Below are 22,480 nucleotides of genomic sequence, written 5' to 3'. Positions count from 1 at the left end.
GGCGGGCGAACATACGTGATTTGTAGGGGGTTATCAATTCAGGTTTTGTGAGTGCTCACTATTTTTCTACCCGCAGCAACCATTTGCATGATAAAAAAAAATTGCCTTAAGTTTGATTTATTCAACGCGCATAATTGCTACTTTTTTGGTAAGTTGGTCTGCGCTCTGTGTGATTGATACTGCTCTGCCGAACCTGGGGCTAAGTAAAGGATGCATAAAAAGGATAATCGGTGCGCTTTACCCATCTGCTAAAAAATCTATTTTCTTTTAGTTCGTTAAAGGGGCGGCTTTTGCTGGGGCTCTCCTTTACCTTGCTATTGCTGATCGCGTTGGTGCTAGGCATGGCATGGAAAGTCGGTAAGACCATGGTGCAGGAAACGAATATGTCGCACCTGCGTTATGAAGCCACCATGCTCGCCGATGAGGTCACCCAGCAAATCGATATGCGCTTTCAGGCGTTAGAGCGTTTAAGCGAAATGATAGGCCCCACTGATGATGCGAGCTGGATCAGCCACCAACTGCGGCAGAACGATAGCCTAATGGCATGGTTCGAAGGAATTGTGGTGGGTAACCGCGATGGAAAGATTATTGCTGACTGGCCCGCTATCGTTGGCAGGGTAGGGCTTGAAACCGCTGAGCTTGAATACTTTCGTATGTTGCGCGGTATCCGTCGTCCCTATGTTAGCGAGCCGTTTGTAGGGCGTGCGAGTGGTATGCCGATGGTGCTAGTGGGGGTGCCGCGTTTCACCGAACAGGGCGATTTCGATGGCTTTATTGGGGGCATTCTTAGCTTGGACTCCGGAGGGATATTTAGCCGTTTAGCCAAAGTCCGTCTGGGCCAAAAAGGCTATGCAGGTGTTGCAACTGCCTCTGGTAAAGTCTTATACCACCCAGATACCTCACTGATTAATGGGGACGTCCCCCGTGAGACATTTAACCCTTTGTTAAATTTGGCTCTGGATGGTTGGGAGGGGGATGGCGTTGGGCAGCTCTTAACTGGCCAATTAGCGCTCCAATCTTATGCCCAGGTATGGCCTGCTGGTTGGGTCGTGGGGCTCTATTTACCTGTTGACCAAGCGCAGCTTCCATTAGCTGATTTTATCAGACAGCTATGGTGGACATGGGTTGTGCTGGTTTTACTCATTTTCCCGCTGCTGTGGTGGATGCTGGGACGAGTGCTTTCACCCTTAAGGCATTTGGAAAAACAGATTGGTGAGGTTGGGTTAGGGCACCGTGAGAGCGTCAGCCTGGCGACGAAGATGCAAGAGTTGCAGCAGGTGGCGAGCACCTTTAATCGTGTAGAGGATGAGCGGCAACTGCTGCTAGACCACCTTCAAGAGCGCGAGGCGTTTCTTGACTCGGTGCTCAATGCGGCGCCACAGGGTATGTTTGTCGCCAACATTAAGGGCGACATTACTTATATGAACCCCGCGCTACTGGAGATGCTGGGGGTTTCCATCGATATGCCCATGAAAACATGGCTTAAGCAGATTCATACTGACGATATCGATGGTGCGAAGGATATGTGGCTGCACAGCCTGCAAACCGGTAGTGATTTTGTTCGTCAGTTGCGCTTTTTACGCAGCGATAATGAGCTGCTGTGGCTGGATATTCATGCCCGTGTGGTTACGCTCTCCCAGGACGGGCATACCCTCGGTTTAGTGGGGGTTGTCAAAGATATTACCGAGCGCCGGGAGCAGGAAGCCATTCAACGCTGGGAGGCGGAGCACGATCCATTGACCGGGCTGTTGAATCGCCGAGGCTTTGAGCGCCGCCTGGAAGAGGCGTTTGCCGACTTCCAAAAAACCAGCACGCCTTCAGCCCTTTTGCTGTTTGATTTGGATCACTTCAAACCCATCAATGACGAAGGTGGCCACGCCCTGGGCGACGAGATGTTGCGCCGCATTGCCCAGGTGGTCGCCTGGGAAGTACGCCGTAGTGACCATGTGGCGCGTCAGGGAGGCGACGAGTTTGGTGTGCTGCTTCCCAGTTGTACGTTGGCTCAGGCAAGGAAAATCGCAGAGTCACTGCGTCAATCGGTCAGTGAAATTTCCGTCACCCATGCAGGCAAAGAATATATGGTCACCTTGAGTATCGGTGTGACTACCTTTGATGATATTGATACCAGCGTGGAGGATGTTTTAGCGCGTGCCGATGCCGGTAGTTACAAAGCCAAGGAGCACGGCCGTGATGGGGTGGTGGTTAATATGCCCAACGATGATGTCATGGAGCTCTTTGATCAGCCCAAATAACCTCTGGTAAGCGCGTTGTTCTGTTCTGCACATCACTGTTCTCCACAGCACATGTTCTACACAGCAGGGGCGCTTGCCAGTCGACAAACGTCTTCAGCCAGTACAGTATAAGTAGGTGCTAAATTTGTTGCTGGAAGCCAGTTGTTTAAATCAAGGCTGACCGAGATACTGTTGTGAACCTACTTGAACTGTTTGCCCGCACGCTTGATGTCACGCTGCCTGTCTTCGCGATGGTGTTTGTTGGCCTGGGGCTTAAGCGTTTGAAATGGATCGATAGCGCCTTTGTCTCGACCGCCTCAGCGCTGGTATTTAGAGCAACGCTCCCCACCTTGATTTTCCTCAGTTTGGTAAAAGCCGATTTAAGCGTTGCTCTAGATGTTTCACTGATGGTGTTTTTTGCGGCTGCAACGCTCGGCCAGTTTTTGCTCAGTTGGGCATGGGCGCACTACCGTGTGGCCCGCCAGGATCGCGGTATTTATGTCCAAGGCGCGTTTCGCGGCAATTGTGGGGTCGTAGGCTTAGCACTGGCGGCGGGGATGTACGGTAACTATGGTCTTTCAGCGGGTAGCCTTCTGCTGGGTGTGGTGATTGTGACCTACAACGCGCTTTCGGTTGTCGTGCTGGCATTTTACCAGCCGGGTCAATCTACTGATTGGCGCAGTCTGCTCAAACATGTGGCCACCAACCCGCTGATTATCTCGGTGTTTGCGGCATTACCCTTTACCGCGCTTTCGATTCCTCTGCCCACCTGGGTGATTACCTCAGGGGACTATTTTGCCTCGTTAACACTGCCGCTGGCGCTGATTTGTATTGGTGCGACGCTCTCCGTGTCGAGTATGCGCGACAGTAGCCAAGTGGCACTCGGCGCTAGCTTGATGAAGATGGTCACGCTCCCCATACTCTCCACCTTGGCGGCCTGGATGATAGGGTTTTCAGGTGAACAGTTGGGCTTATTGTTCCTGTTTTTCGCCAGCCCCACCGCCGCCGCCAGCTTTGTGATGGTGAAGGCGATAGGTGGCAATGTGCCATTAGCGGCCAATATCATCGCCATCACCACGCTAATGGCAAGCGTTACCGTTACGCTAGGTGTTTTCGCACTGCGTTTGCTCGGCTGGATATAGCCATTCGATCTAATAGCCTTATTGGATAGCGCAACGCGGTTGGCCCTGCCGAAGCCGACGCGTTATACTATGCGCCCGCTAGTTAGACCACGTTAGTCCCTGTAGCTCAGTAGGATAGAGCAGCCGCCTCCTAAGCGGCAGGTCGCAGGTTCGACTCCTGCCAGGGACGCCAACGGCCATTCTTGAGATGTCCTGAGATGTCCTGAGATGTCCTGAGATGTCCTGAGAAGGCCTGAAAAAGAGTACAATGCTCTGAAATACATGGTTTTTTAGTTCCTCAACGTTCCTCGCTGTTCCTGCTAAATCCCGCTGCTTAATCCACCGACTCAGCTTAGTGCACGTACCCGTAGCGCGCGGTAACGAAGAACGCGAGTTCAACGAGCGTTCGTAGGCACCCGCGGATGGCGGCGGAACGACGCCCAATGGCACCGAACCAACACTGCCTGCAAGAGCCAACCCCCGGCACCGCTACGCGCTGCTTTCGCGGGTGCGCCGTAGGCTTACCACGCGCTACGAAATTCACCGATTCAGCTTAGTGCACGTACCCGTAGCGCGTGGTAACGAATCTCGCGAGGTACGAGCGAATGAGGCACCCGCGGATGGCGGCGGAACGACGCCCAGGGGCACCGAACCAACACTCCCTGCAAGAGCCAAGCCCCGGCACCGCTTCGCGCTGCTTCCGCGGGTGCGCCGTAGGCTTACCACGCGCTACGAAACCCACCGGTTCAGCTTAGTGCACATACCCGTAGCGCGTGGTAACGAATCTCGCGAGGTACGAGCGAATGAGGCACCCGCGGATGGCTTCGGGACGACGCCCAAGGGCATCGAACCAACACTGCCTGCAAGAGCCAAACCCCGGCACCGCTGCGCGCTGCTTCCGCGGGTGCGCCTGAGGCTTACCACGCGCTACGAAACCCACCGGTTCAGCTTAGTGCACATACCCGTAGCGCGTGGTAACGAAGAACGCGAGTTCAGCGAGCGTTCGTAGGCACCCGCGGATGGCGGCGGAACGACGCCCAGTGGTACCGAACCAACACTGCCTGCAAGAGCCAACCACGGCACCGCTCCGCGCTGCTTTCGCGGGTGTGCCGTAGGCTTGCCACGCGCTACAAAAAACCACTGATTCAGCTTAGTGCACGTACCCGTAGCGCGCGGTAACGAAGAACGCGAGTTCAACGAGCGTTCGTAGGCACCCGCGGATGGCGTCGGAACGACGCCCAGGGGCACCGAACCAACACTGCCTGCAAGAGCCAAACCCCGGCACCGCTTCGCGCTGCTTTCGCGGGTGCGCCGTAGGCTTGCCACGCGCTACGAAACCCACCGGTTCAGCTTAGTGCACATACCCGTAGCGCGTGGTAACGAATCTCGCGAGGTACGAGCGAATGAGGCTCCCGCGGAAGGAGGGCGTATGTGTAATGAGATTGCCGACAACCTAAAAAAGCCTTACGTAAGTGGTTTCTCGACCACGGACAACCAACCCTGGCGATATGGAAAAGCTCCAGCATTTGAACTCGAGCCCTCGGGTGGCGGGGATTTCAAGCTGTGGTATGCCTAATATTGTCACTGTGGCATAAAAAAACCGCTAAATCAGACCAGTGGTGTTTTCATTGGCGCACGCTGGCATGAGCGGTGCGGGTCGCAAAAATAGGTCTTTCCTGTGCTCGGCAAATTCCGACCCATTATCCAGAGTGCTGCGGTTATTCTATGAATCCAGAAACCAAGGCTAGTAAGATGTATGATATCTGTATAGACAAACGGTCTTAATCGAAAAGGAGCTTCATGACGCGTCCTCCTCTCTACCAGCAGATCCGTCAACATCTGCTGGATAAGATTCAGTGCGGTGATTGGCAACTGAATCATCAGATACCTACGGAAGAGCGGCTGGCGAAAGACTTTGGCGTGAGCCGGATGACGGCCAATAAAGCCATTAGAGATTTGGTGCAGCAAGGGTACCTCGTGCGTCAATCCGGAGTCGGCACCTTCGTTACCGACCGTAAGGTTGAGTCCTCTCTGGTGGAGGTATACAACATTGCCGAAGAAGTGCTTTCGCGTGGGCATCGTTACAGCAATAAGGTGATCACCCAAGAGGCGATTGAGGCCGATGATGAAGTTGCGCTGCGGTTAGGCGTGCGGCTTGGGAGTCGGGTGTTTCATACCCTCTTGGTGCACCATGAGAATGACATTCCGATTCAGCTTGAGAACCGCTACGTTAACCCGCGCTGGGTGCCTGATTATCTGGACACCGATTTTTCACGCCATACGCCGAATGAGGTGCTGGTCGCCGCCTGCCCCATGACGGATATGGAGCACATCGTTGAAGCGGTGCTCGTGGATGAGCAAACGGCAAAATGGCTAAGTATTGATACCCAGACGCCCTGTTTGAGCATGGTGCGGCGTACCTGGTCTGATGAGCATTTGATTAGCTATGCGCGCCTGATTCACCCTGGCGATCGCTATAAGTTACGTTCCTCCCTGCAACGAAAAACCGCTTAAATCGATGTTAAGAACCCAGCGAAAAACCCAGCGAGGTCGGTTCCTTCGACCTCGTGATTGGTCGTTAATGCGGGTATTCAACCAATCAGTGACTGAACCAGGTAGCCCGCGGGCACCGCAAGTAGCAAGCTTAAGGCAACGCGGATGAACCACACGATTAGCATGCGGCCTACCGAAAGCGGAATAGTGGTAGAGAGAATGCAGGGGATCGACGCAGAGAAGAACAGTACGGCGGAGACTGACACCACGCCTGCAGCGAAACGGGCGACGAATTCGGCCTCGGCCATCAGTAGAGCCGGTAAGAACATTTCCGCAAGCCCAGAAGCAGATGCCTGGGCCAGCGCCGCGGCGTCGTCTAGCCCCCAAATGGCGACAAAGGGATAAAACAGCCACCCCAACCACTCAAATAACGGCGTGTACTTGGCAATGAGTAGCCCGATTAAACCTACCGACATGATCGACGGCAGGATGCTGATGGCCATTATCAACCCTTCTTTAAAGTTGAGCGCTACGCTGCGATGAAGGCTGGGCGCGTTGGCGGCAACCTCCGTTCCTGCTTGCCAGGCGGTGCTCAAGCGTTTCCCCGCGATTGCCTCCGGTTCTCCGTCACGCTTCTGGTCATCCATGCTTGCCAGAGGCGGCAGCCGAACCGTGATGGCCGTGACGATGAACGTAATCACCAGGGTGAGCCAGAAGTACCAATTCCAGATGCTCATCAGATCCAGCGTACGCGCCACGATGATCATGAACGTTGCCGACACCGTGGAAAAACCGGTGGCAATGATGGCGGCTTCCCGCGCTGAATACTGTCCCGCTTGATAAACTCGATTGGTAATCAATAGCCCGATCGAGTAACTACCCACAAAAGAAGCAACGGCATCGATTGCCGAGCGCCCAGGGGTACGCCAGATAGGCCGCATTACCGGCTGAACCAGTACGCCAATCAACTCCAGCAACCCATAGCTGATCAACAGTGCCAGGAAAATGGCACCAATCGGTACGATTAAACCTACCGGTATCACCAGTTTCTCGAACAGGAAGGGCAGCATGTCCGGTTCGTGCAGAAACGCTGGGCCCCAACCCGTTAACGCCATTACGGCGACAACGACCCCCATGATTTTCAGCACCGTGAAAATGCTTTCGGTCACTGTTCGCCGCCAATAGCCTTTAAGCAGGGGGTAGGCGGCGCCCGCCACGATCATAACTAACGCATAGATGCCGCTGTATTCGCCCATCAATGAGCGCAGTCCTGTAACCATATGGTCAAGCAGGATAGTGCTTCGCCCGCCTAGCTCAATGGGAACAAAAAAGATCAGGATGCCCAGAGCGCTAGGCACAAACAGTTTAAAGATAGTGGCAGCGCTAGCTCGCTGCTTGGTGGGCGGGTCTATGGGGTGCATGGCGAGGCCTCTAATTGTGTGGTTATCGTTCTGATGACTTGGGTTTGTTTTATGTATATACAATAAGCTAACCCCATACAGCTTTTGCGCATAGCACCTAGCAGTAGACATTAGTCTAGTAGGGTGGGTGTTATATGATCTTTTGTTTGATGAGTTATTAACATAATTAATTGTTATTTATGGTTTTTAACCACTTTTCGGTGTTTTTTTAGACATTTCTTAGTGCCTGTTTGCTTAGTTCACGGCTTGACGAAGGAAACCGGTATGGGCTTAATTGTATATACATTATGTTTGCTCCAAGGAGACCTCCATGGCTAATAACAAACGGCGCTATATCTGGCGCGATATCAGTGTCTTCGATGGGCTGAAAACGTTGCCGGAGCCCATGGCCGTCATTACTCAAGATGAGCGTGTTGTCACCATGACGCCCATGGATGGCTTCGATGAGTCACAGGCTGAGGGTTGCCAAGATATGGGGCGGGGCGTCGTCATGACGCCCGGTCTGGTGGATTGCCATACGCATCTGGTTTTTGGCGGCGCACGCGCTGATGAGTTCGAGGCGCGTTTGGAAGGCGCCAGTTATGAAGAGATTGCGCGGCGTGGCGGAGGCATTCTGAGTACCGTTTTTGCGACCCGGGAAGCGAGTGAACAGGCGCTCTTCAATGCCGCCTTGCCACGTCTTGAAGCGCTGATTAAGGATGGCGTTACCACGGTCGAGATCAAGTCGGGCTATGGCTTGGACGTGGCTAATGAACTGAAGATGCTGCGGGTCGCTCGGCGCTTAGGTGAAGCGTTTCCAGTGCGGATTTTGACGACCCTGTTAGGCGCCCATGCCTTACCGCCGGAGTATGAGAACGATAGCGACGGCTATATCGATTTGGTCTGCAATGAAATGATTCCTGCCGCAGCGGCGGAAGGGTTGGCCGATGCCGTCGATGTCTTTTGTGAAAAGATCGCCTTTTCGGTAGCGCAATGTGAGCGAGTTTTTAAAGCAGCGCAGGCTCATGGCTTACCCATCAAAGCGCATGCCGAGCAACTCTCGAACCTGGGGGGCGCTGCGATGGCTGCCCGCCACGGTGCACTGTCTGCTGACCATATTGAGTATCTTGATGACGCCGGTATTGCTGCCATGCGCGAAGCAGGCAGCGTGGCCGTCATTCTCCCCGGTGCTTTCCACACCCTGCGTGAAACCCAGCAGCCGCCTATTGCAGGGCTGCGCGACGCGGGCGTGCCCATGGCGGTAGCGACCGATGCCAACCCTGGCAGCTCACCAATATTTATGCCCACGTTAATGCTCAACCTGGCCTGCACGCTGTTTCGCATGACGCCCCAGGAAGCGTTGGCAGGCATGACCGCCAATGGGGCTGCCGCGCTAGGGTTGAAAGGAGAGGGACAGCTTCACGAAGGCGCGGTGGCTGACCTGTGCATCTGGGATATTGAGACACCCGCTGAACTGGCCTACGCGGTGCAGCCAGGCCGACTAAGGCAGCGCGTCTATCAGGGGGAGTTAACCCATGGCCGCTAATACGTCTATTGATATGTCGCTCTGGCAGGGGCGCACTGATCCTGAGCCCGATAGTGACCGCTGGCACCAGCGTATTGAGCCGTTAACCAACAACGCCGCGCCGGGGTGTGCACTGCTGGGCTTCGAAAGTGATGCGGGTGTTGCGCGTAATCAGGGCCGCACCGGCGCTGCTGAAGGCCCGAATGCGTTACGCCGTGCGCTGGCGCCGTTGGCTTGGCATCGCACTGCGCCTGCTTACGATGCTGGCAATGTGCGCTGTGTTGGTGATGGGTTAGAGGCAGCGCAACAGGCGCTGGCTGATCGCCTGACGGCATTATTAACCGCTGGCCATCTGCCCATTGTGTTGGGTGGCGGGCATGAAGTGGCCTACGCCAGTTGGCTTGGTCTGGCGCAGTTTTCTATGCCAGAAGCGTCAGCTTCAAAAGAGTCTGCTCCGCGGATTGGCATCATCAACCTGGACGCTCACTTTGATTTGCGTGATCCAGCGCATATTCGCTCCTCAGGCACGCCTTTTTCTCAGATAGCCGATCAGTGCCAAAAACACGGCTGGTCGTTTCGTTACGCCTGCCTGGGGGTAAGCCGCGCTGCTAATACGCGCGCCTTGTTTAAGCGCGCCAACGCGCTCGGAACATTGATTCGTGAAGATCGCGAGATCGAAGCGCTACGCCTGGATTCTATCGTCAGAGACGTGCAGCGCTTCATCGCCAAATGCGACCACCTTTACCTGACCATCGACTTGGATGTGCTGCCTGCTGCCGAAGCCCCCGGCGTGAGTGCGCCCGCCGCCCGGGGTGTTTCGCTTGCCTTGATAGAGCCGCTTGTTGAAGCGGTGCGTGACAGTGGCAAGCTGCGCCTCGCGGACTTGGCAGAGCTTAACCCCAGCCTGGATATCGACGGCCGTACCGCCAGAGCGGCGGCGCGGCTCGTGCATTTGCTGACCTTAGATAACTGAATTTCGAAAGCTAGCCCTGGATGACTGACAGGGCACACCTCTAGACCAACGAATAACGAACAGAAACACAAGGAATGACGCCATGCCAACCAACGATAAACGTCACGATGCTTCACGTAAGATCATTGCGCCGACCGGTACTGAACTCAACTGTAAAAGCTGGCTGACCGAAGCGCCGCTTCGCATGCTGATGAACAACCTTCATCCGGATGTGGCTGAAAGCCCCGAGGATTTAGTGGTTTATGGTGGCATCGGTCGCGCTGCCCGTGACTGGGCGTGCTACGACAAAATCGTCGAAACGCTGCAGCGCTTGGAAGATACCCAGACGCTGCTAGTGCAGTCGGGTAAACCCGTTGGTGTCTTCGAAACCCATAAAGATGCGCCCAGGGTGTTGATCGCCAACTCCAACCTGGTACCCGCCTGGGCTAACTGGGAGCACTTCAACGAACTAGATCGCAAAGGCCTGATGATGTACGGCCAGATGACGGCGGGTTCTTGGATCTACATCGGCTCCCAGGGCATTGTGCAAGGCACCTATGAAACCTTTGTTGAGGCGGGTCGTCAGCATTACGACGGTGAACTCAAGGGGCGTTGGATTCTGACCGCCGGGCTTGGTGGTATGGGCGGCGCCCAGCCGCTGGCGGCGACGCTGGCCGGTGCCTGCTCGCTGAATATTGAGTGTCGGCAGGCGAGCCTCGACTTCCGCCTGCGTACCCGCTACCTGGATGAGCAGGCTGACAACCTGGATGACGCCCTGGCGCGTATTGCACGCTATACCGCCGAAGGCAAGGCTATTTCTATCGGCCTGTGCGGTAACGCCGCCGATGTGCTGCCGGAGCTGATCAAGCGCGGCGTCAAGCCGGATATGGTCACGGATCAGACCAGCGCCCACGACCCGTTACACGGCTACCTGCCTTCTGGCTGGACATGGGAGGAGTACGTGGCCCGCGGCAAGTCCGAGCCTGAAACCACCGTGAAGGCGGCCAAACAATCGATGGCGGTGCATGTGCAAGCGATGCTCGACTTCCAGAAGATGGGTGTCCCCACCTTTGATTACGGCAATAACATTCGCCAGATGGCAATGGAGGAGGGGGTTGCCAACGCCTTTGATTTTCCAGGCTTTGTGCCAGCTTATATCCGTCCACTCTTTTGCCAGGGCATTGGCCCCTTCCGCTGGGTGGCGCTCTCGGGGGATCCCGAGGATATTTATAAGACCGACCAGAAGGTCAAAGAGCTCATTCCCGACGACCCGCACTTGCATAACTGGCTCGACATGGCGCGCGAGCGCATCAGCTTCCAGGGGCTGCCAGCACGCATTTGCTGGGTGGGACTTAAAGATCGTGCCCGCCTCGGGCAAGCCTTCAACGAAATGGTCAAGAGTGGCGAATTAAAAGCACCGATCGTGATTGGCCGCGACCACCTTGATTCGGGATCCGTTGCCAGCCCCAACCGTGAAACAGAGGCGATGATGGATGGTTCTGACGCTGTCTCCGACTGGCCACTGCTCAACGCGCTGCTCAACACCGCAGGCGGTGCCACTTGGGTGTCGTTACACCATGGCGGTGGGGTAGGTATGGGTTATTCCCAGCACTCTGGCGTGGTGATTGTGTGTGACGGCAGCGATGATGCCCACACCCGCCTAGGCCGTGTACTGCGCAACGACCCGGGCACCGGCGTGATGCGCCATGCGGATGCAGGCTATGACATCGCCAAGCAGTGCGCCCAGGAAAACGGTCTTGATTTGCCGATGGTTAATCCGTAAAGCCCGCACACTTACAACATCTAAAATAGTAACAGCTAAAACAGTAACAACTAAAATAGACGGCAACGAAGAAGGTGGGGTGACCACCTTCCTGTTTCTAAAGGCGATCAAATGAAACATCTAGAAATTCAGCCTGGCAAAATGACCCTTGCCCAGGCCCGCCAGATCCATCAAGCGCATGTGCCTGTTACGTTACCGGAAAGCGCTAATGCGGATATCCAGCGAAGCGTCGATTGCGTTAACCGGGTCGTCAGCGAGAACCGCACGGTTTACGGCATTAATACGGGGTTCGGCTTATTGGCCCAGACCCGTATCGCCAATGAAGACCTTGAATCGCTACAGAGCTCCCTGGTGCTTTCTCACGCCACTGGCGTAGGAAGAGCGATAGACGACGCCCTGGTGCGTTTGATTATGGTGCTTAAGGTCAACAGCTTGGCGAGGGGCTTCTCCGGCATCCGCCGTGAGGTATTGGATGCCCTGGTGGCACTGATCAATGCCGAGGTGTATCCGCATATTCCTCTGAAAGGATCAGTAGGGGCATCCGGTGACTTGGCGCCCCTGGCGCATATGAGTGTTGTGCTGCTGGGCGAGGGCAAAGCACGCTATAAGGGGGAGTGGATTTCCGCCGAAAAGGCGTTGGAAATAGCTGGGCTGGCGCCCATCACGCTGGCACCCAAAGAGGGCCTGGCGCTGCTTAATGGCACCCAGGTATCCACCGCCTATGCCTTGCGGGGGCTCTTCGATGCTGAAGACTTGTTTGCGGCGGCGACGGTATGCGGTTCGCTAACCGTAGAAGCCACCCTGGGGTCACGTTCACCCTTCGACGCCCGCATTCATGAGGTGCGTGGCCAGCGTGGCCAAATTGACGCGGCCGCCGCTTATCGCCATCTGCTCGGTGAAAGCAGTGCCGTCGGCGACTCCCATGCCAACTGCGATAAAGTCCAGGATCCCTACTCACTGCGCTGCCAGCCGCAGGTGATGGGCGCTGTGTTAACGCAGATCCGTCAGGCAGCCGAGGTGCTGGCGGTGGAAATCAACGCGGTCTCTGATAACCCGCTGGTATTTGCCGAACAGGATGACATTATTTCCGGCGGTAATTTTCATGCTGAACCGGTGGCCATGGCCGCTGACAACCTGGCGTTAGCCATCGCCGAGATCGGTTCTCTTGCCGAGCGTCGTGTCTCCTTGATGATGGATAAACACATGTCCCAGCTACCGCCATTTCTGGTCGAGAACGGCGGGGTCAATTCCGGGTTTATGATTGCCCAGGTCACCGCCGCCGCCCTGGCAAGTGAAAATAAAGCCTTGGCGCACCCCCATAGTGTCGACAGCCTGCCTACCTCGGCTAACCAGGAAGACCATGTCTCCATGGCGCCGGCTGCCGGTAAGCGGTTGTGGGAAATGGCCGAGAACGTGTGCGGCATCTTGGCCATCGAATGGTTAGGGGCGTGCCAGGGGTTGGACATGCGCGAGGGTTTGACCACCACCCAGCCGCTAGAGCAAGCCAGGCAACTGCTACGTGCCCGAGTCACCCATTACACACAGGATCGCTTCTTCGCGCCGGATATCGAAGCCGCTAGCGACCTGATACGCGAGCGTACGCTAACCCCGCTGGCTCACCCGCATACGCTGCCAAGCCAGCATTAAGGCGTTTCATGCTTCCCTATGGCGCTAGGCTGGGACGACCCAAGGCCATAGGGAACGCACTATTTACCATCTAACAACAAAGTAGGCTTTTCATGAATGCTATCGTTCTGGCTATCCTGGTGATGGTCGGCTTGAGTCTTGCGCGCGTTTCAGTCGTGTTTGCGCTTATCGTCGCCACACTGGTAGGTGGGTTGTATGCGGGCATGCCTATTGGCGAGATCCTTGACGCCTTTAATGAGGGGCTGGGCAATGGCGCCACCATCGCGCTCTCTTATGCGGTGTTAGGCGCCTTTGCCGTCGCTTTATCCCGTTCTGGTATCACCGAGCTGCTGGCCAGCCGGGCCATTAGACGCTTCCAGCTAGACGAGTCCGGGGGTAGCCGCCGCACGGTCACCTATACACTGCTGGCGGCGCTGTTAGCCGCGGCGGTCAGCTCGCAGAACCTGATTCCTGTCCATATTGCTTTTATTCCAGTGCTGGTACCGCCGCTGTTAAAGCTGATGAATCATCTAAAGCTTGACCGGCGACTGGTGGCTTGCGTGATTACCTTCGGTATCACGGCGCCTTACATGTTACTGCCCGTTGGGTTTGGGGCGATATTCCTGAATGACATACTGCTCGCCAACCTCAACGAAAGCGGCGCGGCGCTGGGATTGGAAGTGACCCGTCAAATGGTGCCACTGGCGATGGCGATTCCCATTGGTGGAATGGCACTAGGGTTAGCGGTGGCCGTGTTTTGGAGTTACCGCAAGGGACGTGACTACCAAGATCGTGAGCTGGCCCATGGGGATAGATCACCCCAGGAAGCTGCGCTTTCGCTTGCCGGATGGCAAAAGGCCATGTTGGTTATTTCCCTAATAGGTACGGTCACCGTGCAACTAATGACGGGCTCTATGGTGCTGGGCGGTATCTTCGGGTTTGCCTTGCTCTCCATGAGTGGCGTTTTCCGCTGGCATGAGCAGGACGGTATCTTTACCGAGGGGATGCGTATGATGGCCCTGGTCGGTTTTATCATGATTTCTGCGGCAGGTTTTGCCAGTGTGATGCAAGCCAGTGGCGAGGTGGAAGGGCTGGTGGCGAGTTCAGCCGAGCTTATCGGTGACAATAAAGGGTTGGCCGCGTTGATTATGCTGCTGGTAGGGCTGTTTATCACCATGGGCATTGGCTCTTCGTTTTCGACCATTCCCATTATTGCTTCGCTCTATGTGCCTTTGGCTTTGAGCTTTGGCTTTTCACCCATGGCGACAGTAGCACTGGTGGGCACGGCCGCCGCCCTGGGCGACGCTGGCTCACCCGCTTCAGACTCCACCCTGGGCCCCACCGCAGGCCTCAATGCCGATGGGCAGCATGACCATATCTGGGATAGCGTGGTGCCTACCTTCCTGCACTACAACATCCCGCTGATTGTGTTCGGCTGGGTTGCTGCCATGGTGCTTTAAATTAGTTGAAGGGCTCTGCCCGTATTACGATTACGACGACAGCGTTATCTAACCCTTTGCCCGTGTATGACCAACGCCCCGCCTTTGTGTGGGGCGTTGGCGTGTTAGGCAGGTAGGCGGGTTGCAAATGATGAAGCTGAGATATGAGTTGGGATATTTCGTTTTCTTAAATTAAATTATTTAAAATCATGTTGTTATGTGATTTTTTAGACTCCTGCGAGGTACGCCAACGGGCTATCTGCGAATTATTCCCCCTGCCTTTTCTCTTTAACATCTAGTGATGATGTGTGTTGGGCAAGTATTTGCCTGCGTTGATGCGTAATAGCTATGTAGATATTGCTCTCACCCCCATACTGCAGCGACGAATAATAATTAAAGGGAAAGCCCATGCTTATCAAAGCAATGATGTTGATGCTGGCGCTATGTTTCGCCAGTGTGGCAAGCGCTGAACAAACGCCCGACATGTCTGGTGAATGGGTAACCCAAGCCGAACTTATCGTGAGCGGTGAAGAAACCGAGTGTGACCTAGTGTTTGATACGATACCCGAAGAGCTTTTATTTGCTCAGGGCGGATGCTGTCGCACCTGCTCCAAAGGAAAAGCATGCGGTAACTCATGCATTAGCCGTAACTATACCTGCCATCAACCGAGAGGCTGTGCTTGCGATGGTTAGGACAAGGCATTAGCGCGTGGCAACGAATCTCGCGAGGTAAGCGCATGAGGCACCCACGGGTGGCGGCGGAACGACGCCCAAGGGCTCTTCAGCCAAACCCCGGCACCGCTGCGCGCTGCTCCCGCGGGTGCGCCGTAGGCTTACCACGCGCTACGAAATCCACCCAAATCAAGTCAGTGCACACACCGTAGCGCGTGGTAACGAATCACGCGAGGGACGAGCGTATGAGGCACCCGCGGGAGGCGTCGGAACGACGCCCAAGTGCTCTTCAGCCAAACCCCGGCACCGCTGCGCGCTGCTCCCGTGGGTGCGCCGTAGGCTTACCACGCGCTGCGAAACCCACCGACTTAGCTTCGTGCACATACCCGTAGCGCGCGGTAACGAAGAACGCGAGTTCAACGAGCGTTCATAGGCACCCGCGGATGGCGTCGGAACGACGCCCAGTGGTACCGAACCAACACTGCCTGCAAGAGCCAAACCTAGCACCGCTGCAAATGGAGTATGTACCGAGCTTGGACGATTTTGATAACGCGCAAGCCTAACCCCAACTATTTGCTAGCCAGTGACCAACGCCCCGCCTTTGTGCGGGGCGTTGGTGTGTTAGGGCAGGGGTAAGGAGGGGAAGGGCGGCCAGCCTTAAACAAGCGCCTGCAGGGCTTCATGCGGCGATGTCGCCAACCATCCACCCCCACACCGGCCGCGTCCCACGCCGCGCACTCGACACCCCGCCCCGCCCGCGCGCTAAATGTAGTGGTTTTTATGCACCCCTGCGCCCGCCGCCAAGCCGCGCCACTGCTGGGCTGGCTGGTGAAAAATGGGTGCATGAAAATTATGCGAATTCATGCGGGGTCATGCACTTTCAACAAGCTAGGGGGATATTGAAATCCTAAACCTAAACTATCAGCTGGCCGATAGTTGAAAAAGGCATTCCTGATAATTCCTAGTTATGCCGGGGTTTTCCAGAACGAGACGAGGTAGGATGGTCTAAAGTCGCATGTGATGGGGTTGTGCAGATGTGAGGGAATGAGCAATACTGCTAAAAATAATTAAAGTGGGGTCGTAGGGTTATGGGTATCAATTCACTTGCAACCATGATCTGCAAATCACCAACAACCCGCTGGTGATGCTGGGGGATTATCATGGATTGATTCCCGAACCATTCAGTTCTTATGAATCTGGAACCGTCAAAACAGCGATCGGCCCAAAGCGGGCTTCCCGGCAAAGAGAGCAGACGCGTTCATTCAATATCGAAGCTTTCCATCCAATATCTGTTATGACTGAAATGGCACTCGTGTTCTAGAGGACAATTTTTGAGATTACATCTAAGCAACTTGGACGAATTGATTCAGAATGTTCGTAACGTTCATGCGAAAAACTACCTAAATGAAGCCATTGCTGCATACCGGACAGGCGCATACAGAGCATCCCTGATCGCAACATGGATTGCCGTGTGTGTAGATATAATCGAAAAGATCCGAGAGCTGAGCCTTAGTGAAGACTCAGCAGCGAAAAAATGGGAGCAGCAGCTTGATAAAATTCGACCTGATGATCCAAGAGCAATGCTGGATTTTGAAAGAAACTTACTCAATATTGCTTGTGATGAACTGCAGCTTATTTCAATGATCGAAAAGTCACATTTAGAACGCTTAAGAGATGATCGAAATATATGCGCACATCCGACATTTTCAGATGATGGTAGTCAATTCTCACCTCCTGCTGAATTAGCTCTAGCGTACATCGTTCAGTCGGCAAATTACCTTCTAGTTCATCCGCCGGTGAAGGGAAAGGTAATTGTTCAAAGAATGTACGAACTAATTAACGAGCCCTCTTTTCCAGAAAGTGAGGAAAAAGCTTTTACCTTGCTTTCGTCAGAGAATAATTTAGGAAGAGTAAAGGATAGTGGTGTGAGGAACCTAGCTATCATCATTCTAAAGAGAATATTTCGTGACGAGACGGGCATTTCGCAGGAGCTATTAAACCGTTTGTCGGCTTCTTTGAGTGTTATACAAAGAATGTACCCTGCAGTTTATGAAGAAGTTGTATCTAATATACTTGTGGACATGCTATCTGAAGCGAACGATACGCGGCTAAAAAGAATATTCCCATTCCTGAATTTGAGGAGTGAGCTCTGGGATAAACTTGAACATGCAGAAAGGATACGTATCGAAGGTCTCATTAATGCTATGGACTCTGATGATATTTCAAGATATCAAGTTGCCAGGCTTGTTGATTTAAACGTAGAAATAAGAAGCCAAATTTTTGAAAAAATAGATAGCTTAAGCAATGTTGAGATGGCCGAAGTTATAGCAGCTTACCCATCGGTATTTTTTAAAGATAAGTCTATCTATCTGTTTGCTGAGTCGCTCAGTTTTAATTCGGCAGAGTTTAGAGGAAACCAGCTGTTACTACCCATTAGCTCAACTTTCAATGACAGAGACTTAAAAGATGTTTTTAAAGGTGCACTAGAAAATACTGGTTCGCACGGTATTAATCAAGTGCTGAACGCTGGCGCGATTGGTACATTCTTTTCTAGCCTTTACACTGAGACTAAAGCGGCGCCGGTAAATCATCGAGTGCTTTGGATAGATTTCTGGGAAAGAATTTCAGGAAGAGGGTTCTCTTATAACACGCTGCGGGAAAAGCTAATAGCTGACCAATACATTGCTCCAAAAGAAGAGGACGAAGAGAGCGAAGATGAAATGCCGTTCTAAGAAGAATAACCATTGCTTCAACGGAGCCGTTTTTCCGCTAGAGCTACGAATCAGCCCGAAACGCCATCGACCCAAAACGACCACTTGGAAATGCAGCAGGTGCTGGAATTCTCAATGACAGAGCCTAGTTAAAACTAATACACAGTATGTTATAGGGTTAGCGTGGATTTTTCAGGCTGCATTTGTCGAATAAACGTGCCGACATGTTTGTTCAATCATAAGATTGGAAATCTAACAGGCTGTTATGTGTCCTGACTCTCAAACTCCGAGGAAATATATGAGGCGAATTGGAATTTTGAAAGCAGAGCGACTAGTGGATTTGCTCAACTGGATAGGATTTCCAGCTGTCGGACTCTACTTTATATGTATGCTCATATTTCCTTGGATAGACGGTGGTGGAGAATGGGATTATGTTCAGGACGTTTGGGATCGCTGGCAAGGTCTCAATGTAGGGATGCTTGCTTTTATTTCTAGTGTTACTGCGTTCAATATTTCAAGGTTCAATGCAGATAAACAAAGAGAGAGAGAGTTTCTTGCTTCAAAAGCATTTCTTCCTGAAGCATTAAGTGAACTAGTTTCCTATTTTAAGGAATCCGCTTCGGTGTTTATCACTGGATGGGAATTACCGGTTGACCAAAATCAAGACATCGTTTTGCCGGTACTGCCACGCGAATATAAAGTCGTATTCGGAAATTGCATTAAGCATTCTGAACCTGATGTGGGCGAGTACTTGTCAGATATACTAGTAAAGTTGCAAGTGCATGATGCCAGGATACGAGACTTCATTATCAGGGCGCGTGATGAGACTAATGTAAGCCCAGAGAAGCATAATTTGATTTCGTATTTGTATCGGCTCGGAGAACTTTACGCATTGGTAGGGAAATTATTTGATTATGCAAGGAGCTTGCAGGAGTTTGATGCTTCGCCTCTGGAATGGGAAGATTTTCGAAATGCTTATTTTAACTTGGAAATTTGGTCAGACGAGATAAGAATTGACGACCAGATGAACCTTGAAGCGTTTACTAAGCGGACAATTGATCGTGAAAATAGAGACACATAACAAAGCGTAAACAAATCACTCCTAGGGCTACGGGCACTCGCTTCGCTCGCGCCGTTGTGCGCGGAGTTAAGGGACAGACGAGCCATTATTAGACTCAAATTTATATATAGGGATATCTATGAGTATCTTATTACCAGAAATGATTGAAGGGATTGACCCATCAAAAACAGTCTTGTTCTTTGGCTCGGGTTCATCAATCCCTTCAGGTGCACCTAGCGTTTTGAAAGTTATAGATTCGGTATCAAAGGACTTCAATATAGATGCAGAGGGGTATTCGCTTACCGAGATTACTAGTCTGGCCGAAGAAAAGAGATCTAGGGCCGATTTGATTCGTTGCCTACGCAAAATGTTCACCAAAATACATGTTACAGGAGCACTGTTAAATCTTCCCTTGTACAGCTGGAAAAATATATATACAACAAATTATGATAGGTTGATCGAGCAATCATATGAAAAGAAAGACAAGCCTCTTTCTGTAATTTCTTCCAATTATGATTTCAGAGAACAGCGATACCCAGAAGCAACGAAACTATACAAGTTACATGGGTGTATTAATAAAGACATATCAGATGGAAATTCAAGCAGATTGATAATTTCTGAAGCTGACTATGATAATACATCCCAATATCGTGAAACATTATGGGACGCTTTTAAACACGATCTAAATGGAGGATGTGTGGTTATTATAGGTTATTCCCTCGCTGACCAGCACATCAAGGATTTAGTGAGCAGAGCCATTTCAATCAATAACAACTCCTATTCCCCTGCTTCCATAAACTTAGTTCTATATACAAAAGACGAGGGTCGAGCAGCTCTATTTGAACGTAGAGGCGTGAAAGTATCATTTGGAAGTGTTGACGACTTCTTTATTGAGCTTCAAAAACGAAATGAACCGAGTCCCTTGGTGTATACCTCTACGGGCGACCCTCTTGATAACAAAAGTATTTTGCAGCCTGTCACCCTTAGAGTCGATGATGAATTACAAAACATCGATAAAAATGCAAGTGCAATGTTTCAAGGCTGGCCCGCCACATATTCGGACATTAAAGCGAAGCTTACATTTGATAGGAGTATAACAAAAGAATTGGAGTCGACTATTAATTCAGAAAACATTTTGTGTATTTGTTTGCTTGGAGCCAGTGGAATGGGGAAAAGTACAACTGCACGAAAAACTATATTAAGGCTAAAGGATAGTGGAAGGCACTGTTGGGAGCATAAAGGCAGCCATAGAGTGCTTTATGAAGAGTGGCGGGATGTCGCCAAAGATTTAGCTAAAAGAAAAGAGAATGGAATTCTCTTTATTGATGATGCTCATAATCATTTATTTGAAATAAACAATCTCGTTGACCTACTGTCCGCTGACGAAAACAGCCACCTAAAAATTATTCTTACATCAACGAGAAATCATTGGCACCCTAGAGTAAAAACTCCGAATTTTTTCTTGAAGGGAAAAGAGTTTGTATTAAAAAAGCTGGATGATTCAGAGGTGGAAGGTTTATTAGCTTTAGTGGAATCCCATTCAGACTTGCAACCTCTTATTGAAAACAGTTTCTCTGGATTTTCTAGAACGGAAAGAAAAAGAAGGCTTATAGCCAAATGTGAATCAGATACATTTGTATGCCTAAAGAACATTTTTGCCTCCGAACAATTCGACGATATTGTGTTACGTGAATATGCAGAATTAGACGATAATTTGCGGGAGATCTATAGACTTGTGTCAGCTATGGAGAGCGCGGGGGTAAATGTTCATCGGCAGCTGGTTATAAGATTGCTAGGTATATCCTCAGAATCTGTTGCTGCCTCCTTAGTGAATTTGGTCGATATTATTCATGAATACACAATAAGTGAACGTGAAGGGATTTATGGGTGGAAAGGACGTCATCCAGTAATTACAGATATTGTTACAAAATATAAAATGCCTGATGAGAAGGAATATTACAAATTATTCGAGATGGTTATAGATAACATAATTCCTACGTACGATGTTGAAATCAGGACAATCAAACAGCTTTGTTCATTCGACTCCGGTATAAGTCGATTCCCTGATAAACATGTTCGTAACAAATTGTTGAGAAAAATGATATCTATAGTGCCTGGAGAGAGAGTTCCAAGACATAGGTTAATCCGGTATCTAATCGATGTGAATCAATTAGAGAAAGCTGAAACTGAAATTAGACTTTTTGAAAATGATTTTGGTACTGAAGGCCCTTTAGAGCGATTCAAGATTATTCTCTTATTGGCACGAGCAGAAAAAACTTCTGGCATACTCGATGAAGATCGCAGGGCTATTCTAGAAATGGCGAGGGAGAAAGCTGTTAAAGCTATAGATCGCTATAAGCATAACAAGAATATTTTAAAAACATATTGTGATGTAGGTATTGAAATATATAGAAGATCTCATGATTCAGGAGTCTTTGAAGATTCAATGAGAAACCTTAAAGTGGCAGAAACCCGGCTAGGTGACCCAGAAATTACGACATCAATAATTTTATTCGAGAGGCTATTTTCAAAGTATCAGTCGGAGTTAGCAGAAGAGCTTGAAAAGCCTTAACAGCGCAAATTGTCTGACTGGTTTTCCGCTGCATTCCAAGCCTGCTGTAAATGCGTTATATCAGTACTCACTGAAAGTCCGCTCATGGCCGAGGCTGTGTGAAAACTCTTCAGCCGTCCAGAATTTAGCGTTCATACGCGAAATCCGGAAAAGTTTTCCAATGAAGATGACTCAAAATTAGCGAGGTTGCTCATTTTTTGATCATTTTTAGCCCGGCCTAGGTTCTCCAAGCGTTTTCACACAGCCTCGGCCGTAAGCAGCCCATATGTGTCACAAGTAGAACTCTCAGCGATAGATTTTACTCAACGTTGAGTGGTTAGTGGGTCGCGGATGGGGCTGTGGTATACCTAATGGCATATCGTTTTTTTATTTTCAGATATAATTGGTTAAATTTCATATAGTTATATTTGTGTTTAGACTCCTGCCAGGGACGCCAATCACTCCCTTTGGTTGCCCACTAGTCTTAAACCATGGTGTTATGAATGCGGGGCTGAATAATTAAGCGGCCTGACTCATCAAGCTCTCATAAGGGATTCGAAGCCCCTCATGCAGGTTCTTGATCATGCGAAGGCTGAGTTTTCGCTTACGGTTCAGCACCTCTGAAACTCGTCCGCTAGAGCCGATGTATGCTTCAAGATCGCGCGGCGTTAGCCCCTGCTGCTCCATGCGGAATTTGATCGCCTCAATAGGATCAGACGGCCCGATGGGAAAGTGTTTGTCCTCGTATTTCTCTATGAGGATTGAGAGCACTTCGATCTCGTCCGCTTCGTAAGCGCGCCATAAAACCCATCTACCCACCTTAACGTTGGCTGATCACACTGATGGTCTCTTTAATTTTGGAGATCATCATGAGCCGCGAACTCAATCCCACTCAAGCGTTTTGGTTAGGCCACCT

14 protein-coding genes and 1 tRNA gene are annotated in these 22,480 nt (G+C 51.6%); 13 read left to right on the top strand and 2 right to left on the bottom strand.

Annotated features, from left to right (window positions below; translation table 11 throughout):
• Window positions 1–230: 230 nt before the first annotated feature.
• The 4 genes from QT231_RS11715 (at window position 231) to hutC (ending at window position 5,866) form a co-directional block, all read left to right on the top strand.
• Window positions 231–2,252, top strand: a complete 2,022-nt coding sequence (locus QT231_RS11715) for a diguanylate cyclase (protein ID WP_308337039.1) — start codon at window positions 231–233, stop codon at window positions 2,250–2,252.
• Between the two features lie 173 nt (window positions 2,253–2,425).
• Window positions 2,426–3,373 carry an AEC family transporter gene (locus QT231_RS11710; protein ID WP_308337038.1) on the top strand — a complete coding sequence of 316 codons (948 nt, stop codon included), beginning with the start codon at window positions 2,426–2,428 and terminating at the stop codon, window positions 3,371–3,373.
• A 95-nt stretch (window positions 3,374–3,468) separates the two neighbouring features.
• A tRNA-Arg gene (locus QT231_RS11705) sits at window positions 3,469–3,545 on the top strand.
• 1,607 nt (window positions 3,546–5,152) lie between these two features.
• Entirely contained in the window at window positions 5,153–5,866 is a 714-nt protein-coding gene (hutC, locus tag QT231_RS11700) for a histidine utilization repressor (RefSeq protein ID WP_308337037.1), read from the top strand.
• A 77-nt stretch (window positions 5,867–5,943) separates the two neighbouring features.
• Here hutC and QT231_RS11695 read toward each other — a convergent pair whose 3' ends face one another.
• Window positions 5,944–7,266, bottom strand: a complete 1,323-nt coding sequence (locus QT231_RS11695; protein WP_308337036.1) for a YjiH family protein — start codon at window positions 7,264–7,266, stop codon at window positions 5,944–5,946.
• Between the two features lie 310 nt (window positions 7,267–7,576).
• Here QT231_RS11695 and hutI point away from each other — a divergent pair, with 310 nt between their 5' ends.
• The 9 genes from hutI to QT231_RS11650 all read left to right on the top strand — a co-directional run bounded on the left by hutI (window position 7,577) and on the right by QT231_RS11650 (window position 21,585).
• A complete protein-coding gene (hutI, locus tag QT231_RS11690; RefSeq protein WP_308337035.1) occupies window positions 7,577–8,791 on the top strand; it encodes an imidazolonepropionase in 1,215 nt (404 codons plus the stop codon).
• Window positions 8,781–9,743, top strand: a complete 963-nt coding sequence (gene hutG, locus QT231_RS11685; RefSeq protein WP_308337034.1) for a formimidoylglutamase — start codon at window positions 8,781–8,783, stop codon at window positions 9,741–9,743. The genes hutI and hutG overlap by 11 nt, the downstream gene beginning before the upstream one ends.
• A gap of 82 nt (window positions 9,744–9,825) precedes the next feature.
• Window positions 9,826–11,505: a urocanate hydratase gene (gene hutU, locus QT231_RS11680; RefSeq protein ID WP_308337033.1), complete on the top strand. Its 1,680-nt coding sequence runs from the start codon at window positions 9,826–9,828 to the stop codon at window positions 11,503–11,505.
• A gap of 111 nt (window positions 11,506–11,616) precedes the next feature.
• Entirely contained in the window at window positions 11,617–13,152 is a 1,536-nt protein-coding gene (hutH, locus tag QT231_RS11675) for a histidine ammonia-lyase (protein ID WP_308337032.1), read from the top strand.
• Between the two features lie 92 nt (window positions 13,153–13,244).
• Entirely contained in the window at window positions 13,245–14,591 is a 1,347-nt protein-coding gene (locus tag QT231_RS11670) for a Na+/H+ antiporter family protein (protein WP_308337031.1), read from the top strand.
• Window positions 14,592–14,978: 387 nt separating this feature from the next.
• Window positions 14,979–15,263: a hypothetical protein gene (locus QT231_RS11665; RefSeq protein ID WP_308337030.1), complete on the top strand. Its 285-nt coding sequence runs from the start codon at window positions 14,979–14,981 to the stop codon at window positions 15,261–15,263.
• A gap of 1,310 nt (window positions 15,264–16,573) precedes the next feature.
• Window positions 16,574–17,974, top strand: a complete 1,401-nt coding sequence (locus QT231_RS11660; RefSeq protein WP_308337029.1) for a hypothetical protein — start codon at window positions 16,574–16,576, stop codon at window positions 17,972–17,974.
• Window positions 17,975–18,251: 277 nt separating this feature from the next.
• Entirely contained in the window at window positions 18,252–19,034 is a 783-nt protein-coding gene (locus tag QT231_RS11655; RefSeq protein WP_308337028.1) for a hypothetical protein, read from the top strand.
• Window positions 19,035–19,152: 118 nt separating this feature from the next.
• Window positions 19,153–21,585 carry an SIR2 family protein gene (locus QT231_RS11650; protein WP_308337027.1) on the top strand — a complete coding sequence of 811 codons (2,433 nt, stop codon included), beginning with the start codon at window positions 19,153–19,155 and terminating at the stop codon, window positions 21,583–21,585.
• Window positions 21,586–22,083: 498 nt separating this feature from the next.
• Here the strand turns inward: QT231_RS11650 and QT231_RS11645 are convergent, their stop codons facing one another.
• Window positions 22,084–22,335: a hypothetical protein gene (locus QT231_RS11645; protein ID WP_308337026.1), complete on the bottom strand. Its 252-nt coding sequence runs from the start codon at window positions 22,333–22,335 to the stop codon at window positions 22,084–22,086.
• Window positions 22,336–22,480 lie beyond the last annotated feature (145 nt).

The organism is Halomonas sp. SpR1, from assembly GCF_031010175.1.
Lineage (GTDB): Bacteria > Pseudomonadota > Gammaproteobacteria > Pseudomonadales > Halomonadaceae > Vreelandella.
Note: the sequence above shows the minus strand (reverse complement) of the source record. Positions and strands in the feature narration are given on the sequence as shown.